The organism is Halobiforma lacisalsi AJ5, from assembly GCF_000226975.2.
GTDB classification, from domain to species: domain Archaea; phylum Halobacteriota; class Halobacteria; order Halobacteriales; family Natrialbaceae; genus Natronobacterium; species Natronobacterium lacisalsi.
In genome coordinates, this window is record NZ_CP019285.1 from 1,153,202 (window position 1) to 1,169,055 (window position 15,854).

17 protein-coding genes are annotated in these 15,854 nt (G+C 69.8%); 6 read left to right on the plus strand and 11 right to left on the minus strand.

Going from position 1 to position 15,854, the window contains the following annotated elements; all coding sequences use genetic code 11:
* The first annotated feature begins 160 nt into the window (after window positions 1-160).
* Window positions 161-2,263: a CARDB domain-containing protein gene (locus CHINAEXTREME_RS05445; RefSeq protein ID WP_010546396.1), complete on the plus strand. Its 2,103-nt coding sequence runs from the start codon at window positions 161-163 to the stop codon at window positions 2,261-2,263.
* Between the two features lie 23 nt (window positions 2,264-2,286).
* Here CHINAEXTREME_RS05445 and CHINAEXTREME_RS05450 read toward each other — a convergent pair whose 3' ends face one another.
* From CHINAEXTREME_RS05450 to CHINAEXTREME_RS05465, 4 genes are all read right to left on the minus strand, one after another.
* Entirely contained in the window at window positions 2,287-2,865 is a 579-nt protein-coding gene (locus CHINAEXTREME_RS05450) for a heme NO-binding domain-containing protein (protein ID WP_007141469.1), read from the minus strand.
* Between the two features lie 218 nt (window positions 2,866-3,083).
* On the minus strand, window positions 3,084-3,947 hold the full coding sequence (gene prs, locus CHINAEXTREME_RS05455) for a ribose-phosphate diphosphokinase (RefSeq protein ID WP_007141470.1): 864 nt from the start codon (window positions 3,945-3,947) through the stop codon (window positions 3,084-3,086).
* A gap of 132 nt (window positions 3,948-4,079) precedes the next feature.
* Window positions 4,080-4,658: a hypothetical protein gene (locus CHINAEXTREME_RS05460; protein ID WP_007141471.1), complete on the minus strand. Its 579-nt coding sequence runs from the start codon at window positions 4,656-4,658 to the stop codon at window positions 4,080-4,082.
* Between the two features lie 90 nt (window positions 4,659-4,748).
* Window positions 4,749-5,654, minus strand: coding sequence for an HVO_0234 family beta-propeller protein (locus CHINAEXTREME_RS05465; RefSeq protein WP_007141472.1), 906 nt, complete (start codon window positions 5,652-5,654; stop codon window positions 4,749-4,751).
* A 167-nt stretch (window positions 5,655-5,821) separates the two neighbouring features.
* Between CHINAEXTREME_RS05465 and glmM the strand changes: the two genes are divergently transcribed.
* A complete protein-coding gene (glmM, locus tag CHINAEXTREME_RS05470) occupies window positions 5,822-7,186 on the plus strand; it encodes a phosphoglucosamine mutase (protein ID WP_007141473.1) in 1,365 nt (454 codons plus the stop codon).
* A 41-nt stretch (window positions 7,187-7,227) separates the two neighbouring features.
* Here glmM and CHINAEXTREME_RS05475 read toward each other — a convergent pair whose 3' ends face one another.
* The 4 genes from CHINAEXTREME_RS05475 to hisI form a co-directional block, all read right to left on the minus strand.
* A complete protein-coding gene (locus CHINAEXTREME_RS05475; protein WP_007141474.1) occupies window positions 7,228-7,737 on the minus strand; it encodes an HPP family protein in 510 nt (169 codons plus the stop codon).
* Window positions 7,738-7,819: 82 nt separating this feature from the next.
* Window positions 7,820-8,236 carry a universal stress protein gene (locus tag CHINAEXTREME_RS05480; RefSeq protein WP_029601408.1) on the minus strand — a complete coding sequence of 139 codons (417 nt, stop codon included), beginning with the start codon at window positions 8,234-8,236 and terminating at the stop codon, window positions 7,820-7,822.
* Between the two features lie 61 nt (window positions 8,237-8,297).
* Entirely contained in the window at window positions 8,298-9,473 is a 1,176-nt protein-coding gene (locus CHINAEXTREME_RS05485; protein WP_007141476.1) for a DUF7118 family protein, read from the minus strand.
* Entirely contained in the window at window positions 9,470-9,850 is a 381-nt protein-coding gene (hisI, locus tag CHINAEXTREME_RS05490; RefSeq protein ID WP_007141477.1) for a phosphoribosyl-AMP cyclohydrolase, read from the minus strand. Before hisI ends, CHINAEXTREME_RS05485 begins: the two co-directional genes overlap by 4 nt.
* Before the next feature lie 182 nt (window positions 9,851-10,032).
* Here hisI and CHINAEXTREME_RS05495 point away from each other — a divergent pair, with 182 nt between their 5' ends.
* The 3 genes from CHINAEXTREME_RS05495 (at window position 10,033) to CHINAEXTREME_RS05505 (ending at window position 11,711) form a co-directional block, all read left to right on the plus strand.
* On the plus strand, window positions 10,033-10,389 hold the full coding sequence (locus CHINAEXTREME_RS05495) for an SHOCT domain-containing protein (RefSeq protein ID WP_007141478.1): 357 nt from the start codon (window positions 10,033-10,035) through the stop codon (window positions 10,387-10,389).
* Window positions 10,390-10,523: 134 nt separating this feature from the next.
* On the plus strand, window positions 10,524-10,727 hold the full coding sequence (locus tag CHINAEXTREME_RS05500) for a hypothetical protein (protein WP_007141479.1): 204 nt from the start codon (window positions 10,524-10,526) through the stop codon (window positions 10,725-10,727).
* A 78-nt stretch (window positions 10,728-10,805) separates the two neighbouring features.
* Complete coding sequence (locus CHINAEXTREME_RS05505) at window positions 10,806-11,711, plus strand: hypothetical protein (RefSeq protein WP_007141480.1); 906 nt, start codon at window positions 10,806-10,808, stop codon at window positions 11,709-11,711.
* 5 nt (window positions 11,712-11,716) lie between these two features.
* Here CHINAEXTREME_RS05505 and serA read toward each other — a convergent pair whose 3' ends face one another.
* Window positions 11,717-13,303, minus strand: coding sequence for a phosphoglycerate dehydrogenase (gene serA, locus CHINAEXTREME_RS05510; RefSeq protein WP_007141481.1), 1,587 nt, complete (start codon window positions 13,301-13,303; stop codon window positions 11,717-11,719).
* Between the two features lie 132 nt (window positions 13,304-13,435).
* The gene (locus CHINAEXTREME_RS05515) at window positions 13,436-14,365 is read right to left on the minus strand and encodes a DMT family transporter (RefSeq protein ID WP_007141482.1); all 930 of its coding nucleotides are present in this window, start codon (window positions 14,363-14,365) and stop codon (window positions 13,436-13,438) included.
* Between the two features lie 289 nt (window positions 14,366-14,654).
* Here CHINAEXTREME_RS05515 and CHINAEXTREME_RS05520 point away from each other — a divergent pair, with 289 nt between their 5' ends.
* Window positions 14,655-15,104 (plus strand): universal stress protein, encoded by a 450-nt coding sequence (locus tag CHINAEXTREME_RS05520; protein ID WP_007141483.1) that lies wholly within the window; start codon window positions 14,655-14,657, stop codon window positions 15,102-15,104.
* A gap of 8 nt (window positions 15,105-15,112) precedes the next feature.
* Here CHINAEXTREME_RS05520 and CHINAEXTREME_RS05525 read toward each other — a convergent pair whose 3' ends face one another.
* Window positions 15,113-15,778 (minus strand): cyclase family protein, encoded by a 666-nt coding sequence (locus tag CHINAEXTREME_RS05525; protein ID WP_007141484.1) that lies wholly within the window; start codon window positions 15,776-15,778, stop codon window positions 15,113-15,115.
* Window positions 15,779-15,854: the final 76 nt, after the last annotated feature.

The window sequence follows — 15,854 nt, forward strand, 5'->3', positions numbered from 1 at the left end:
AGCGCCGTCGCCCCTCGAGTCGTTCACGTTTTTATAGACGGTGACGGTCCACGACGTCACCTGCCGGCCATCGACGGGCTGCCGGACGTATCGGCACCATCGATTTCTCTGGCGGACAAACCCCACAAGAGACTTGACGGTCAGTTTCGAGTATACGTCCGTGAACTACCGGGTCGTGTTCGCGGTCGCGCTGCTCGTGGCGTCTCTCCCTGCCGGTATCGGCGGCGTCGTTCTCGGCACCGGATCGGCCTCGCCAGGGGCAAGCGTCGGCGCTACGGATCGAACACAGCAACTCGAACACGTCGGCCCCGACCCCGACCCTGACCCCGACTCCTCGACCCCGTCGGTTTCCGGCTCGAGCGACGTCCTTTCCTACACGACGGAACTGCGACAGATACCCAAGAAACCGACCTACGAGGCCGAGATCCGCTTTTCGGTGCCCGACTCGGTCTCCGAGGTCGAGGTCGACCTCGACCTCGAGGGGACGGCGGAGGCGACGGTCCGGTCGGCGGATGGGTTCGAATCGACCGCCGACGGTGTGTACCGCTGGACGGGCGAGACGGCCGCACCGTCGCTTCTGGTGACATTACCTGCGAACCGGACCGGCCACGACGACCGCCAGTCGCCGACGGTCAGCGAGCGCGACGATGGCTACTCCTTCGTCGACGCCGGCGACTGGGCGATCGTCCCGGTCCCGCAGCTTCGTGTCTACGCACAGGGGAGCGAGCCGGTCGGCCTCGAGTCGTCGGCGACGGTCGACGGTTCGGGGGCGACCGGGGGCGACGTCGCCGTCTTCGGCGAGGTGACCGAGTACGAGCGACTCGTCGAGGGCGAGCGCCTCCGGCTCGTCGTCCCCGCGGCGGCCGACCTGCAGGAGGCGCCGGACGACGTCCTCGAGACGCTCGCGGCCGGCAGTCAGCGCCTCGCGGTCGGCGAACGGCCCGACGAGACGTTCGTCGTCGCGGCTCCGACCGGCGTCGACTGGGGCTCGCGCGGCCTCCAGTACGGCGACGCCGACGCGTGGGTTCGCGCGGACGCGCCCCTCGACGAACCCGACAACGTCTGGCTCCACGAGTACGTCCACGTCCGACAGGCCTACGCCGGCTCGCCCGACGCCACGGCAACCGACGCAACATGGCTCGTCGAGGCCCAGGCGGAGTACCACGCGGCACAGGTCGCCCTCGGGACGGGACTGATCGGCTTCGAGGAGTTCGAACGCTTCCTCGAGCGCGGCGAACGGTCGCCGTACGCCGACGGGATCCTCGCGGAACCCGGAAGCTGGGACGACCCCCACACCGATTACGTGCAGGGCCCGCTCGTCTACGGCGAGATCGATCGACGGCTCCGGGTTGTGACCGACGGCGACCGTACCCTCGTGGACGTCTTCCGAACGCTCAACGCCCGCGCGGCGAACGACCGGATCGCGGCGGCGGACTTTTACGCGGCCCTCGAGGAGGCGGGCGACGCGTCGGTCCGCGAGGCGGCCGAACGCTACGCGGAAACCAAGGCCCTCCCCTCGATGTGGAGCCGCGGCGAACACGAGGCGGCGTTCGACCAACCGGTACCGGCGATCGACTACGGCCACGCCGACCCGCCGCTCGCAGTCGACGGCGAACCCTGGGAGCGCTGGGAGACCGACGAGGGTCGGCTCGCGGCCGTCCCGGCCGGAACGACCGTCGCCGTCCCCGTCGAGGTCGCAAACGTCGGGGACCGCGCGGGGAGCTACGACGCCACGCTACAGGTCGACGGCGTACCCGTCGACCGCGCCCAGGGGAGCCTCGAGACGGGCGAGCGCGCCACGGAACGGCTCTCGTGGACGCCGCCCGAACCCGGCACGTACGAGCTCCGGGTCGGTTCCGAGACGACGACTGTCATCGTGCGCGCGCCCTCGAGCGTCGCGGTGGCCGACCTCGACCTCGAGCCGCGGGAGATCGACCCCGGCGAGTCGGCCGCAGTGACGGCGACGGTCGAGCCGGCCGACGACCGGCCCGCCGCGGCGTTCGTCGCCGTCCGCACCCACGAGGGCGTCGTCGCCGAGGCACCCGTCGCCGTCCGGGCCGGCGAGACCGCGACGATAACTCGGGAGGTCCGGTTCGACGAAGAGGGACGCCACGAGGTCGCCGTCGGCGACCGTGTCGTAACGGTGACCGTCGGGAGCCTGCCGCTCGCCGAACTCGAGGAAGTGCCCGGGTTCGGCGTCGGCGTCTCGCTCGCGGCGCTCGCGGCCGTTCTCGCAGGGCTGGTCGCGTTCCGACGGCAGTAGCAGGCAGTATGAGGCGTCGCTCGTTACGCGACTGAAACCCGGAACCGGCAGGCGTCGCTCTCGGCTTCGTCCTCGCCGTCGCCGTCGCCGTCACCGCGGCCGTAGGCACAGTCGGTCTTCGTCACGGTCGCGTCGGCGTCGAGGGCTGCGGCCAGCCCCTCGAGGATCCCGTAGGCCAGCCAGCAGTACCCCCGCTCTCGTGGCGATCGGTAGGTGACGATCACCGGCCCCTCGTCCGTCCGGCGACCGGTGACGTCGGGGAGCGTGACGTCGTCGACCCCGACCTCGAGTTCCTCGTAGGCCGTCCCCAGCGTCGTCAACAGCGTGGCGAGGTCGCCGTCGGTCGAGACGTGCGCGTCGAACGTCGAGAGCAGTTCCGGGGCGAGGGTCCGGCCGAAGTCGCGTTCGACCCGGCGCCTGTCCTCGTCGGCGAGCGTCGAGAGGGCGTCGAGAGCGTCGTCGACGTCGGCGTCGTCGTAGCGCGAGACCGGGAGGTAGAGGGTCGACTCGAGGCCGGCCCGCTCGGCGACGGCGTTCCAGGCGTCCTCGCCGGCCCGGTCGACGACGTACTCCTTCAGGGTCTTGTGGACGATTCCGTGCATTCGATCCCTCGCTTTTGTCCGTCCCGATTCGACCGACCGTTCGGCCCGGTCGTCGATCGCCCGCCGGTCGCGGGAGGGTACTGTTTCCGGGGGAGGACGGCGGTGTCCGCCAGTATTTGAGCCAGGGATCGGTGACCACTTAACGGTTTAGGCCCGTGTCTGTGCCCGTTTCTGTTCCCGTTCCCGACCGCCGGCTGCGGCCGGCCCGCTCGAGCGGCTTACAGACGGTCCGCAAGGACGGGCGCGACCGAGACGGCGCTCGAGCCGCGTTCGATCGTGTCGGTGCCGTAGATCGCCTCGACGCCGGCCCGCGAGAGTTTCGCGTACGCGTCGCGGGCGAGCAGCGGGTGCACGCAGGTGACGAATACGCGGCCGACGTCGCGCTCGCCGAGGACGCCCACGGCCTCGCTCATCGTCGATCCCGTGGCGATGATGTCGTCGGTGACGACGACGTCGCGTCCGGCCACGTCGACGTCGCTGGGCGTGATCTCGACGTCGGTGCCCGAGTGGCGGGTCTTCTCGAAGTAGTCGACCTCGCCTTCGCCCTCGCCGTAGGCGTCGCGGACCGTCTCCGCCAGGTCGACCGCGCCCGCGTCGGGTGAGAGAAAGACGGGATCCGTGAGATCCGCGGGCAGCGGCTCCGCGAGGCGACCCGCGGCGTCGACGGCGGTCGCCGTCGGTTCGAAGAACTCGCAGACGGCTTCCTCGTGGGGGTTGACCGTCAGCACGCGATCGGTCCCGCTCGAGACGGCGCGGGCGACCGCCCGCGCGGAGACGGGGTGGCCGGGCTCGAAGGCCTCGTCCTGGCGCGCGTAGCCCATGTACGGAAGGACCGTGACGACCTCGTCGGTCCCGGCTTCGCGGACGGCGTCTTGCAACTGGAGGAGTTCGAGGTGGGCGTCGCTCGAGACGGTAGAGCCGACGACGACCGCCCGATCCGGGTTCGCCTCGGCGACGCCGGGCGCGGCCGCGAGCAGTTCGCCGTCGGGAAACCGGTCGTACGCGACTTCGGCGAGCGGTACCTCGAGTTCGTCCGCGAGCGCGGCGGCGAGCGCCTGCGACGCGGATCCGCTGACGATCATACTCGGTCCCACAGCGCGGGACCTAAACCCGTTTTCGTTCTCTCGTTCTTCCACAGCGGTTCGACGGGTTTCCGTCACGGTTCCCCGGCCCGCGCAGTGTCGGTCTCGAGACGCGCGACAGTCGGCGGCAGGTCAGTCGCCGCCGTCGAACGGCTGACTCCCGTCCTCATCGCCGTCGTCGTCGCCGCAGTGCTCGCCGTCCGCGTCCGCGAGCACCGTCAACTCGCCGTCGCGGTCGACCAGCACGACGAGTTCGAGACAGGGTGCGCGGTTCCACGTCTCGGGATCGACCTGGACCGGGTCGTCGCCGTCGAGACGGGCCGTCACCCGGAACGAGCCCGGCTCCGTCGTCCAGTCGCGCTCGAGTTCGGTTCCGTCGGCCGACTCGAGTTCGTGGGTGCTCCAGTGTTCGATCTCGTCGCCGAACTCGACGACGACGTCGACGGTGTGGCTCCCGTCGTCGACGTTTTCGATACGGATGTCGCCGAGGATCGTTCCGTCGGAGGCGGACGAGTCGTCGTTCCCGTTTTCGGTCTCGGTCTCGGTTTCGGTCCCGGTTTCGGTTTCCACCCCGGAGTCGTCCCCGTTCCCGTCTCCGTCCCCGTCGGTCGTACCGTCGTTCTCTCCCTCCTCTGTCGAACAGCCCGCGAGTCCGCCGGCGAGTACGGTCCCGGTACCGGCGAGCAGGCGTCGACGTGATAGTTCCGCCATACGTCCCTTCCTCGAGAGTCCCGGGCCATTAATTCTACGTCAGACGCCGATCGGACCAATCGACGACCGCTCCGAGACGGCCGAGAGCCGTCACCGAACTGCCAGTCCGGTCACGTCGCGGACGCCGATCGAGCGGTCGCGCCAGCTATCGGTGTCGCCCTCCTCGGGATACGGCGCTTCCGACTCCGGCCCCGCGACGCGGACCGTCCCCGCTTCGGTGACGGCGTAGACCCGATCCCCGTAGGCGACGCCGACGATCCGTTCCGCTCCCGCGTCGGTTTCCGCCCACTCGCCGTCCTCGAACGCATAGAGCCTGTCGCCGGCGACCGCGTGGGCGCGTTCGATCGACCCCGGACTCGAGCGGGGGTCGATGTCGACGGCGTCGAACGGCCCCTCGAAGATCTCCATCCAGCCGTTGCCGAGCTTGTACAGCCCCTCGTCGGTCGCGGCCAGCGGCGCGCCCTCGCCGGCCGCGGCGACGTCGCGGACCTCCGTGAGCCCGGCGTGGTCGAGCGCGCCGTCGTGGACGCGGTAGACGCCGGCGTCGGTCCCGACGAGGTCGCCGTCGATGGCACGGACGTCCTCGACCGGTCCGTCCTCGGCGGCGTTCTCGACGGTGACCCAGTCCTCCCCCGGCGGCCGCCGTGCGACGCGGCCGTCGGGGCTCGCCGCGAGCAGCGCCGTGCCGTCGTAGCCGACGGCGACGGCGGGGCCGAAGCCGGTTTCGGCGAAGTCGGGGTCGGGATCCGGGTCGGCTCCCTCCGCTCCGGCCCCGTCCTCGACACCCTCGAGCACGAGGACGTCTTCCCCCGTGGCGATCGCCACCTGGCCCCCGGCCGCGGCGACGTCCCGGGCGTCGCAGCGTTCACACAGCGTGAACTCGCCGACGGTGTCGCCCGCGATCCGGACCTGGACGACCCCCATCGCGCTCGAGACGTACGCCTCCGTCACCGTTCTGCGCTCGTCGTAGACGCGCTTTTCCTCGATAGAGAGCATTCTTCGCGTACACCGTCGGTCCGGTCCGCCGAAAGCGTTCCCCTCGCTCCGAACGTGCGGGAGTTCGGTCGCCGACCGGCTCGAGGACCGGCCGGGAGTTCGGCCGGCGGCGACGCTTCCGCTCGCCTTCGGAATCCCTATGGGGAGTCCGACCGGAGTAACGCCCGATGGAAGTGTTCGGATCCAGCGGGACGCGGGGCGTCGCCAACGACGAACTGACGCCCGCGTTCGTCCTGCGCGTCGCGAAAGCGGCAGGGACGGCCTGGGGGGTCGACCGGGTTGCCATCGCGCGAGACACGCGCTACACCGGGCGCATGCTCGCCGACGCGGTCGCGAGCGGCCTGGCCAGTACGGGTACCGACGTCGATCGCCTCGGGGTCGTCCCCACGCCGGGGGCACAGTTCTACGCGGAACGCGAGGGCGTGCCGGTCATCGTCGTCACGGCCTCGCACAACCCGCCGCAGTACAACGGCATCAAACTCGTCGGCAGCGACGGGGTCGAACTCGCCGTCTCCGACCTCGAGCGCATCGAGGAGGCGCTGCTCGCGGAGAGCTACGCCGACGCGCCCTGGGACGAGACGGGCCGCGTCCGCGAGGTCGAGGGCGTCACCGCCGACTACGTCGACGCCCTGCTCGCGGCCGTCGACCGGGAGACGATCGCCGACGCCGACCTGACGGTCGCGCTCGATCCCGGCCACGGCGCCGGCGCGCTCACGAGCCCGGAGTTCTTCCGCGAACTCGGCTGTCGCGTCGTCACCGTCAACGGCCAGCCCGACGGCCACTTCCCCGGACGCGACCCCGAACCCGTCCCCGAGAACCTCGAGGATCTGGGACGACTGGTCCGGGCCACCGACGCGGACGTCGGCATCGCCCACGACGGCGACGCCGACCGCGCGATCTTCTTCGACGAGAACGGCGAGTACGTCGAGGGCGACGCCACCCTCGCCGCCCTCGCCGCCGCGGAACTCGAGGAGGGCGATACCACGGTATCGGCGGTCAACGTCTCCCAGCGGCTCGTCGACGTCGTCGACGACGTCGGTGCCGACCTCGAGTTGACGCCGATCGGCTCGACGAACATCATCACGCGGATCGAGGAACTCGAGGCCAACGGCCGGCGGGTCCCGATCGCGGGCGAGGGCAACGGCGGGATCTTCTTCCCCGGGTACCGGCTCTCGCGGGACGGGGCGTTCACCGCCGCCCGGTTCCTCGAACTCGTCGCGGAACGCCCGGTCAGCGAGATCGCCGCGCCGTACGACGACTACGCCAACGTCCGGCGCAACATCGAGTACGAGTCGACGGCCGAACGCGACGCGATGCTCGACGCCGCGGCCAACCACGCCCATTCGGCCGACGCCGACCTCAACACGCGCGACGGCTACCGCCTGGACTACGGCGACGCGTGGGTGCTTGCCCGTCCCTCCGGTACCGAACCGCTCGTCCGGATCTACGCCGAGGCTCGCGACGTCGACCGCGCGAACGGGCTGGCCGAGGAGATGTACGAGACGCTGCTCGACGCGAGAGACGAGGCCTGAGTTTCGACTCCGTTCTTTTTCCGACGGCGAGCGGCATCGGTTCAGGACCGGAGCCGCTCGCCGTACCGTGCCCCCAACCGCTCGGTCGCCAGCAACAGCCGGTGTGCAGCGAGCAGCACCGCCACGGCGAGGACGATCAACGCACCCTCGAGGACCGTCGAGAGCAGTCCCAGCGAGACGATCAGCGTCGTCGCGCAGGCCGGCGGGTGGCGGGTGTCGGTCGCGAGCATCCCGCCGGCGGTCAGCGTCGTCGCCACCACGCCGCTGGCCGCGAGTCGGAGCCCCGCGAGCGAGCCGGGAGCGGTCGTCGCCGTCATCGCGAGTCCCGGTGCGAGCAGGTGGTAGGCGGCGAGTCCGGCGACGACGCCGATCGCGTGGCCGCCGAGCACCCGCCGGGGCGAGGTCGCGTCGCTGTCCTGGAACATGGCGAGTACGAACGCGGACGGGCCGAGGCTGGGGAAGAGCATCGGGAGCCCCGACAGCCACGCCACGACGGCCGTCGTCGAGAGCAGGAGGCCGGTGTGTAGCGTCGTCCCCGTCCGGTCGTCCATGCCCGTCCGTTGCCCGCTCGAGCCCAAAACCCCGGCGCTTCGTCCTCCTGTGGCGCCGGAACTTCACTCGAGGGGACGAGCATTACGGAACGATCGTCACGGGAATCGACGCCCGGCGGGTCACCGCCTCCGCGACGCTGCCGAGCAACACGCGCGAGACGCCCGACCGACCCTCGCTGCCCATGACGATCGCGTCGGCGTCTCCCTCCCGGGCGTGCTCGAGGACGGCGTCGGCTGGGGTTCCCTCGACGACCGCCGTCTCCACGTCCCCGCCGTGGCCGCGAGCGGCGGCGAGGTCGCGGACGTCGGCGAAGAAGTCGGGTTCGTCCTCGCGGCCGCCCGCGTCGGGGATCGCCGGCCCGCCGCCGTAGGCCGCCTCGAGGTCGTCGACCGCGTGGACGACCGTGATCTCGGCGTCCGGAAAGACCTCGAGCGCGTGCTCGAGGGCGCGCCGAGCGGTTTCGGAGTCGTCCATCGGGACGAGTAGGTGTCTGGACATGGCGGGTCGTTGGCGGGCCGGGTAAAAATGGTCGGGGACTCGAGACGGACGGGACCGCGACTCAGATCGGATCTTCGACCTCGAGGGCGGCCTCCAGCCGCCGGCGCTCCTCACGCAAGGCCTCGAGTTCCTCCGCAACGCGGCCGTCGGCGACCCGCTCGCGTTCCTCGGCCGAGAGCTGTGCGACGGCCTCGGCGGCGGTCTGGAGCCGGTCGTAGTCGGGGTCGGCCGTTAGCCGACGAACCTCCCGCAGGCGCGCGACGGTCTCCTCGTCGGCGACGCGGTCGACGAACGGCCGGTACTCCCGCGCCCGACGCCGGAGTTCGCCGGCGGGGCCGGGCGGCCACTCGATCGTCAGCGGGGCGGCGTCGATCCCGTCGAGGAAGGTCCGCTGGGTCGCAACCCGTCGTTTGAGTACGTCCGCATCCGCGACGTAGTGGTCCAGTTTCGACCGCGAGTACTCGGCGTACTCGAGCAGTTCCGGGATCGTGTGCTTCCCGTCGGGGCTGTCCGCGACGTACTCTCGGAGGTCCGCTGGCGGCAGTTCGTAGCCGACGAAGGGGTACCACCGGCTGCGATCGAGGAGTTCGAAGACCTCGCGAGCCGACGCCTCGAGTCGATAGGACCCGAACCGGTCGCGAATCGCCTCGTTGTACGCCTCGATCGGCTCCCGCAACCGCTCGACGGGCGCGTCCAGGTCCGCGTCCGCGAGCTCGAGCAGCCGCTCGCGGTCGGCGATCTCGTCGCCGAGTTCCCGGCGTCGACGCGCCGCGGCCGTGCGAGCGTCGGCGATCCGTTCGCGGGCGTCCTCCCGGTCCCCCAGGAGTTCGTCGTACCGGGCCGCCGGCTCGAGGGCTGCGTGGGCGTTCTCGAAGTCCGACTCGCTGAGCCGGCGCTTGTCGATGGCGTCTAAGGCGTCCTCGAAGGCGTCCCGGTTCCGGAGGTCGTCCGGCAGGTTCTCGACGAGCGTCGCGAACTGCCCCTCGAGTTCGACGTAGGCCTTGAAGTTCTCCCGGCCGGTTCCCGTCGCCCGATCGACGTAGGACTCGAGGAGGTCGGTCGCCGAGCGGTAGGCGTCGGCGACCCGTTCGACGGTTTCCTCCCCCTCGTCGTCGATCCGGTCCTGGATCCGCTCGTACCGGTCGCGGGCGGCCTCGAGGGCCTCGAGCGGGGTGGTGCCGTTGTCGACTGCGGAACCGGCCCTCGAATCGCCGCGGCTACGGGCGCGTTCGCTCATTCGTTGTCGTCGTCGTACACCGCGTCGGGATCGAACACCTGCTCGCCGACGTTCTCACCCTCGATCGTCCGGTAGAAACACGACCGGTGGCCGGTGTGACACGCGCCGCCTTCCTGGTCGACGAGATAGAGGAGGGTGTCGGCGTCGCAGTCGACGCGGATCTCTTCGACCCCCTGGACGTGGCCGCTGGTCGCGCCCTTCTCCCACAGCTCGTCTCGGCTCCGGGAGTAGTAGTGAGCGCGGCCGGTCTCGCGGGTTCGCTCGAGGGCCTCGGGCGAGACGTAGGCGAGCATGAGCACCTCGCCCGTCTCGGCGTCCTGTGCGACGGCGGGGACGAGTCCGTCCTCGCCGAAGTCGACCGCAATGCCGTCGTCCATACCGAAGCGGTCGGTCGTCGGGGCGATAGGTCTTTTGCCGCCGGCAGGTCGTTCTCGGGGCCGCGCCGTCGATTCGCGGGCGACTGATCGGCCACTTCGATTTCGATCCCAAAGTCTGGGCGCTCGATAGCTTTCGATACACAGCCGCAAAAGGGGAAAAGCAGTCCGGCGTAGCTAGTCGTATGACTGACTCGAATCCGCTGCTCCGAACGATCGTCGTCGTACTCCTGGCGGTGCTCGCGATCCCGCTCGTGATGATGCTCGTCGCGATGCCGTTCGCCGGGGCGATGCACGCCGGCAGCGGTACCGGTACCGGCATGTGGTCCGGCGGGATGGGAACGACCGGCTGGCTGTGGATGAGCGCGGTCCCGTTGCTCTTGCTCCTCCTGCTGGGCTACGGGGCGATCCGGTTGCTCGGCGGCGACGACGGCGACGCAGCTCTCGAGGAACTCCGCCGGGCGTACGCCCGCGGCGACCTTACCGACGAGGAGTACGAGACACGGCGACAGCGTCTCGAGGCGGAGTCCAACGAGCCCTGAGCCCTGATCGAGGGCTCTCTCGTCGAATCGGCCTCGAGAGTCGCCCGGGACCGCTCCGAGAGACCGAGTGCTGGACCGAGGGATCCCGATTCGGATGGGCGGCAATTAAGGGGCGTGCTCGCTACTGGCCGAGTATGGAGGAGTATCTCACCTTTTATTTGAGCGCGCTCGTCTGTGGTGTTCTCGCCGTGGCAACCGTCGAAACGATCGTCGGCCCGGTTATCTTCGGTAGCATCGCGCTCTGGTGTTTGGTCAGGGGGACCGAACTCAGGCACGGTGAACTCCCCTGGTGGGGCAAGCGTATCCGCGGGCTGTTCGGCGGCCGAAAGGACTCGTAGAATTCCGATCGGGCACCGACGTTCTCACTCAGCGGACAGTCACGAGACGTTATTACTCCGTTCGTGGTGGCGGCTCGTATGGACCATACCGTGACGCGCCGCGGCGTCGTCGCGCTCGCGGCGGCCGGGCTGGCCGGCTGTCTCGGCAGCGACGACGAGCAGTCCGACGACCCCGCGGATACCGACGATTCCGCCGACAGCGATACCGATAGCGATCCCGAATCGAACGGCGACGACGCGGGCTCGCTCGAGCCACCGGAACGCGACATCGAACCCGACTGGGAGGCTGCCGCCGAGTTCCGGACCTGGCTGCTCGCGGACACCGTCCTCGACGGCAATCGCCGGTTCGACTACACGTCCGTCTTCCCCGAGGGGACCGAACTCGGGGCGGGATTCCCCGACGCTGTGGGGCTGTCGACCGACACCGTCGACGGCCACCTGATCCAGTCGTACACGCAGGTTTTCTTCGGGACGTTCGACCCCGAAGCTGTCCGCGAGGCCGTCAGCGAGGACGCCGAGACCGCCGACGACCTCGAGGTCGTCGACGACTACGAAGGGTACGCGGTCCTCGAGCAGTCAGTCGGTGGCGACACCCGGCGGCTCGCGGTCGGCCCGGACGCCGTCGTCGTCGGCCGGGATTACGAACGCCGGATCGACGCTCACCGGGGCGAGTACGAACGGCTCGAGGAAGCCGACTCCGAGTTCACCCACCTGTTCCGGGAACTGCCCCACGACGAGACGATCACCGGCCATTACGGTGCGCCTGCGGCCGAGGGCGTCGACGTCGACGGTGTCTACCTCTGGGGCGTCTCGAGCGAGTCGCCGACGGCCGACGAGTTGACGTGGAAGTTCGTCTTCGCCCGGGAGGCGGACCTGACGGAGGACGCCCTCACGTCGCTCGAAGAAATATCGGCGGACGTCCGCGAGTCGGGAATCGATGGGCGGACGGCGACGGTGGTCGGCGCGCCGCCCTCGTTCTCCTAGGGCGGTCAGGCCTGGCCGTTCAGCGTGATGTAGTTGACGCCGATGATCCGGTCGTCCTCGTTCAACTCCGCTTTGGCCTCGTCGGGGACTTCCGTGTCGACGTTGTAGACGGTCAGTGCCTCGCCGCCGTGAGCCTCGCGGGCGTTGAACATCCCCGCGATGTTGACGCCGTGTTCGCCCATGACGCTGCCAATGAGGCCGATGACGCCGGGTTCGTCGGTGTTCCGGGTGACGACCATCTTCCCGTGGGGAATGGCGTCGACGCGGTAGCCGTCGATCCGGACGATGCGCGGGTCGTCGCCGGCGAACAGCGTGCCGTCGACCGCGAGTTCCTCCTCGCCGTCGCTGACTGCCACCGAGATCAGGCTCTGGAAGTCCTCGGCCTGTCGGGTCTTGGACTCGGTGACGTCGACTCCGCGGTCCTCCGCGATCTGGGGCGCGTTGACGGCGTTGACCTGCCACTCGAGCGGTTCGAAGACGCCCTTCAGGGCGGAGGCGGTGACGAACTCGACGTCCTCGTCGGCGATGTCGCCTTCGTAGGTGATCTCGACTTCCTCGATGCGGCCGTCGAGCAACTGGGCGGCGACCTTGCCGGCGGTCTCGGCGATCTCGATGTACGGCTCGAGGCGCGGGAACGCGCTCTCGTCGATCGAGGGCGCGTTCAGCGCGTTCGCGACCGGCTCACCCTCGAAGGCGGCCACCACCTGATCGGCGGTCGAGGTCGCGACGTTCTCCTGGGCGGCCTCCGTCGAGGCGCCGAGGTGGGGCGTGACGATGATGTCGTCGTGTTCGAGCAACGGCGAGTCTTCGGGCAGGGGTTCCTCGGCGAAGACGTCCAGCGCCGCACCGGCGAGGGTGCCGTCCTCGACTTTCGCCGCGAGGGCGTCCTCCTGGACGATCCCGCCGCGGCCGACGTTGACGAGGTAGCCGTCCTCGAGCATGTCGAGTTCCTCCTCGCCGATCATGCCCTCGGTCTCGGGAGTCAGCGGCGTGTGGATCGTGAGGAAGTCGGCGCGGGAAAGACAGTCCTCGAGATCGACGAGTTCGGCGCCGAGGCGGGTGGCCCGTTCCTCGGAGATGTAGGGGTCGAAGGCGACGATGTCCATCCCGAGCGAGTCGAGTTTCTTCGCCACTTCCTGGCCGACCCGGCCGAGACCGACGACGCCCAGCGTCTTCCCGTCGAGTTCGGCCCCGAGGTAGTCGCTTTTCGCCCACTCGCCGGCCGTGAGCCTGACGTGGGCCTGTGGGATCGAGCGCGCGACGGCGAAGGTCATCGCGACGGTGTGTTCGGCCGCCGCGCGGACGTTCCCCTGTGGCGCGTTGGCGACGATGACCCCCTTGTCGGTAGCGGCGTCGATGTCGATGTTGTCGACGCCGATCCCCGCGCGACCGACGATGACCAGTTCCTCGGCGGCCTCGAGTACCTCCTCGGTGACTTCGGTGCCCGAGCGGACGATCAGTCCGTGGGCGTCGGATACTGCCTCGAGGAGGTCCTCGCCCTCGAGTTCGTACCCCGTTTCGACCTCGTGACCGGCGTCTCGCAGGACGTCCAGACCCGCGTCGGCGATCGGGTCCGTAACGAGTACCTTCATGCGCGAGACAATCGAGCGCAGCAGGTAAACCCTTCCGTTGTCGCAGTGACTGGCAAAAACTACCACAACCGTAGCCGTCGTGAGGCCCGCAAGCACGAGCGTTCGAATCCGCTCCCGACGTTTCGAGTCGAGTCAGAGCGTGATCAGCGCCGCACCGATCACGACCAGCACCGCGCCGCCGACGACGCCCCTGGTCACCCGCTCGAGGTCGCGCAACAGCACCGCGGCGAACACGAGCGTAAACAGCGGCGCGGTCGCGACCAGTGGGTCGACCATCGCGATCCGGCCCTCCTCGAGGCCGAGCGCGGCCATCAGCGAGAGCATCGCTGCGGTCGTCAGGAGGCCGCTCCCGGCGAAGTAGCGGTAGGAGGCGCGGGGCTTCTCGAGGACGTCGCGGCCGCCGACGGCGGCCACGTAGGCGACGAGCGCGATCAGTCCCGCGGTCTCGTTGATCGTCACGGCCTCGAGCGCCGACAGCGGCGTCTCGAGCATCCCGTACCGGCGGGCGACGTTCGCGACGGCGAAGGTGACCGCGGCGGCGATCGGCCACAGCAACTCGCGGGGCTGCCACCCCGAGAGGTCGCCGCCCTGCGAGGCCGTCAGCGAGGCGAGGCCGGCGACGAGGATCACGACGCCGACGCCGGTGACCGGGCCGAGCGGTTCGTTCAGGAACAGCAGCGCGATCAGGGTCGCGAACAGCGGGCGCGTGCTCAGGATCGTGCTGTTGAGGCTCGCGCCGACCTTGTCGACGCCGACGAAGATGGTGATTCGGCCCAGCGCAGTGCCGATCACGCCCGCGAACGCGAAGACGGCAGCCGTCTCGAGAGTCAGGCCCGTAAACGCCGACCGGCCGTAGAGGAGCGCGATGACGAGCCAGTAGATCGACGAGTCGACGACCACGACGACAAGCGACGCCTGGACCGAGCCGCCGCCAGCGGCCATCCCGCGCTTGTCGAAGATCGGAGCCAGCCCCCACAGGATCGCCGGGAGCAGGGCGAGCGCGAGAACTTCGAGGGTCGCGCTCGATTCGATCCCGAGGGCGAGCGCGAGGGGGCCGGTCATCGCGGCGGACCACCCGTCGTTCTCCTCCGTCCGGCGGCTTCGCCGGGCGATCCTCGAAGGCGATGTGGGTGCCAGCGGACCCCCGGTCGGGGCTGCCGGCTAGACGGCCTCGAGGGCGTCGTCGGATCGCGTCGTCGCGACTCGTCCATCGATCGTCCGAATCTGGGGACGGCACCGGGGAGAACGTTGTGGTTGCGGCGAGTACGCTCGAGTCCAGAGTCCACCCTCGAGTTATCACTGAACTGGAACGACGGCTACCGTTATTTACGGCGGGAGCGTACCCTCTCGTATGTACGACCGCATCCTGCTCCCGACGGACGCCGAGAAGGGGACCGAACAGGCGATCGAACACGCCATCGCCGTCGCGGACCACGCCGATGCGGAACTGCACCTGCTGTACGTCGTCGACAGCGACGTCTACGGCTCCTACACCGGCGACGAGTACGTTCACGAGTTCGAGGGCCTCGAGTCCGCCCTCGAGCAGGAGGGCGAGGACGCGCTCGAAGCGGCCGCGGAATCGGCCCGGGAGGCCGGCCTCGAGTCGACGACGGTCGTGCGCCACGGCTCGCCCCACGAGGTGATCATCGACTACGCCGAGGAGGCCGACGTCGACCTGATCGTCATGGGGTCGAAGGAGCGCTCGGGCGAGTACCGCCGGTTGCTCGGCAGCGTCACCGACCGCGTTGCGCGACTGGCCTCGCGTCCGGTGACGATCGTCAAGACGCCGGTCGAGGAATAACCCTACCACTACTCGAGCGCCGCAACCGCCCGCACCGGCGCGCCGTCGCCCTCCCGCAGCGGCAGTGGAAACGCGTAGAGGGTAAACCGGTCGGGGAGCCCCGCGAGGTTCGTCAGGTTCTCGAGGACCGGCAGGTCCGCCCCCAGGAGTTCGCGGTGGGCGGGGAAGCCCTCGGGTTCGTCCGCCGGTTCGACGTCGGTCGACGTGGGCGACGGCGTCGGATCCGGGCTCAGCGTATCGGTCGCCACGCCACAGCCGGCTTCCCTGAGCAGGCTCGCCGCCTCCGGCGCGAGGTACGGATGATCGCGGTACGCGTCGGTATTCCAGTGGGCGTCGTGGCCGGTCCGGATCGCCAGCAGGTCCGCCGAGTCGTCGACCTCGAGGGCGTCCACTATCGCTTCGGCTCCGATCCGCTCGCGTGGCTCGCATGGCGAGACGTCGACGAACCGGGCGTCGAAGACGTACTCGCCGACGTCGCGGTCCTCGAGCGTGTCGCCGTCGGGTTCGGTGTGTGCCGGCGCGTCGATGTGGGTCCCGGTGTGGCTCCCACAGTGAAGTTCCCGGACCGCGACGCCGTCCTCCGGGATCGTCGCGGCCCGCGAGACGTCGACTGCGGGGTCGCCGGGAAACGTCTGCATCCCGGATTCGATCGGCTGCGAGAGGTCGCGGTACATACATTCCGGTTCGGCGCCGGACTCGAAGTAGCTGTGGTCGGCGGGGCGGCAAAACGCGGTGGAACCTGAACTGGTT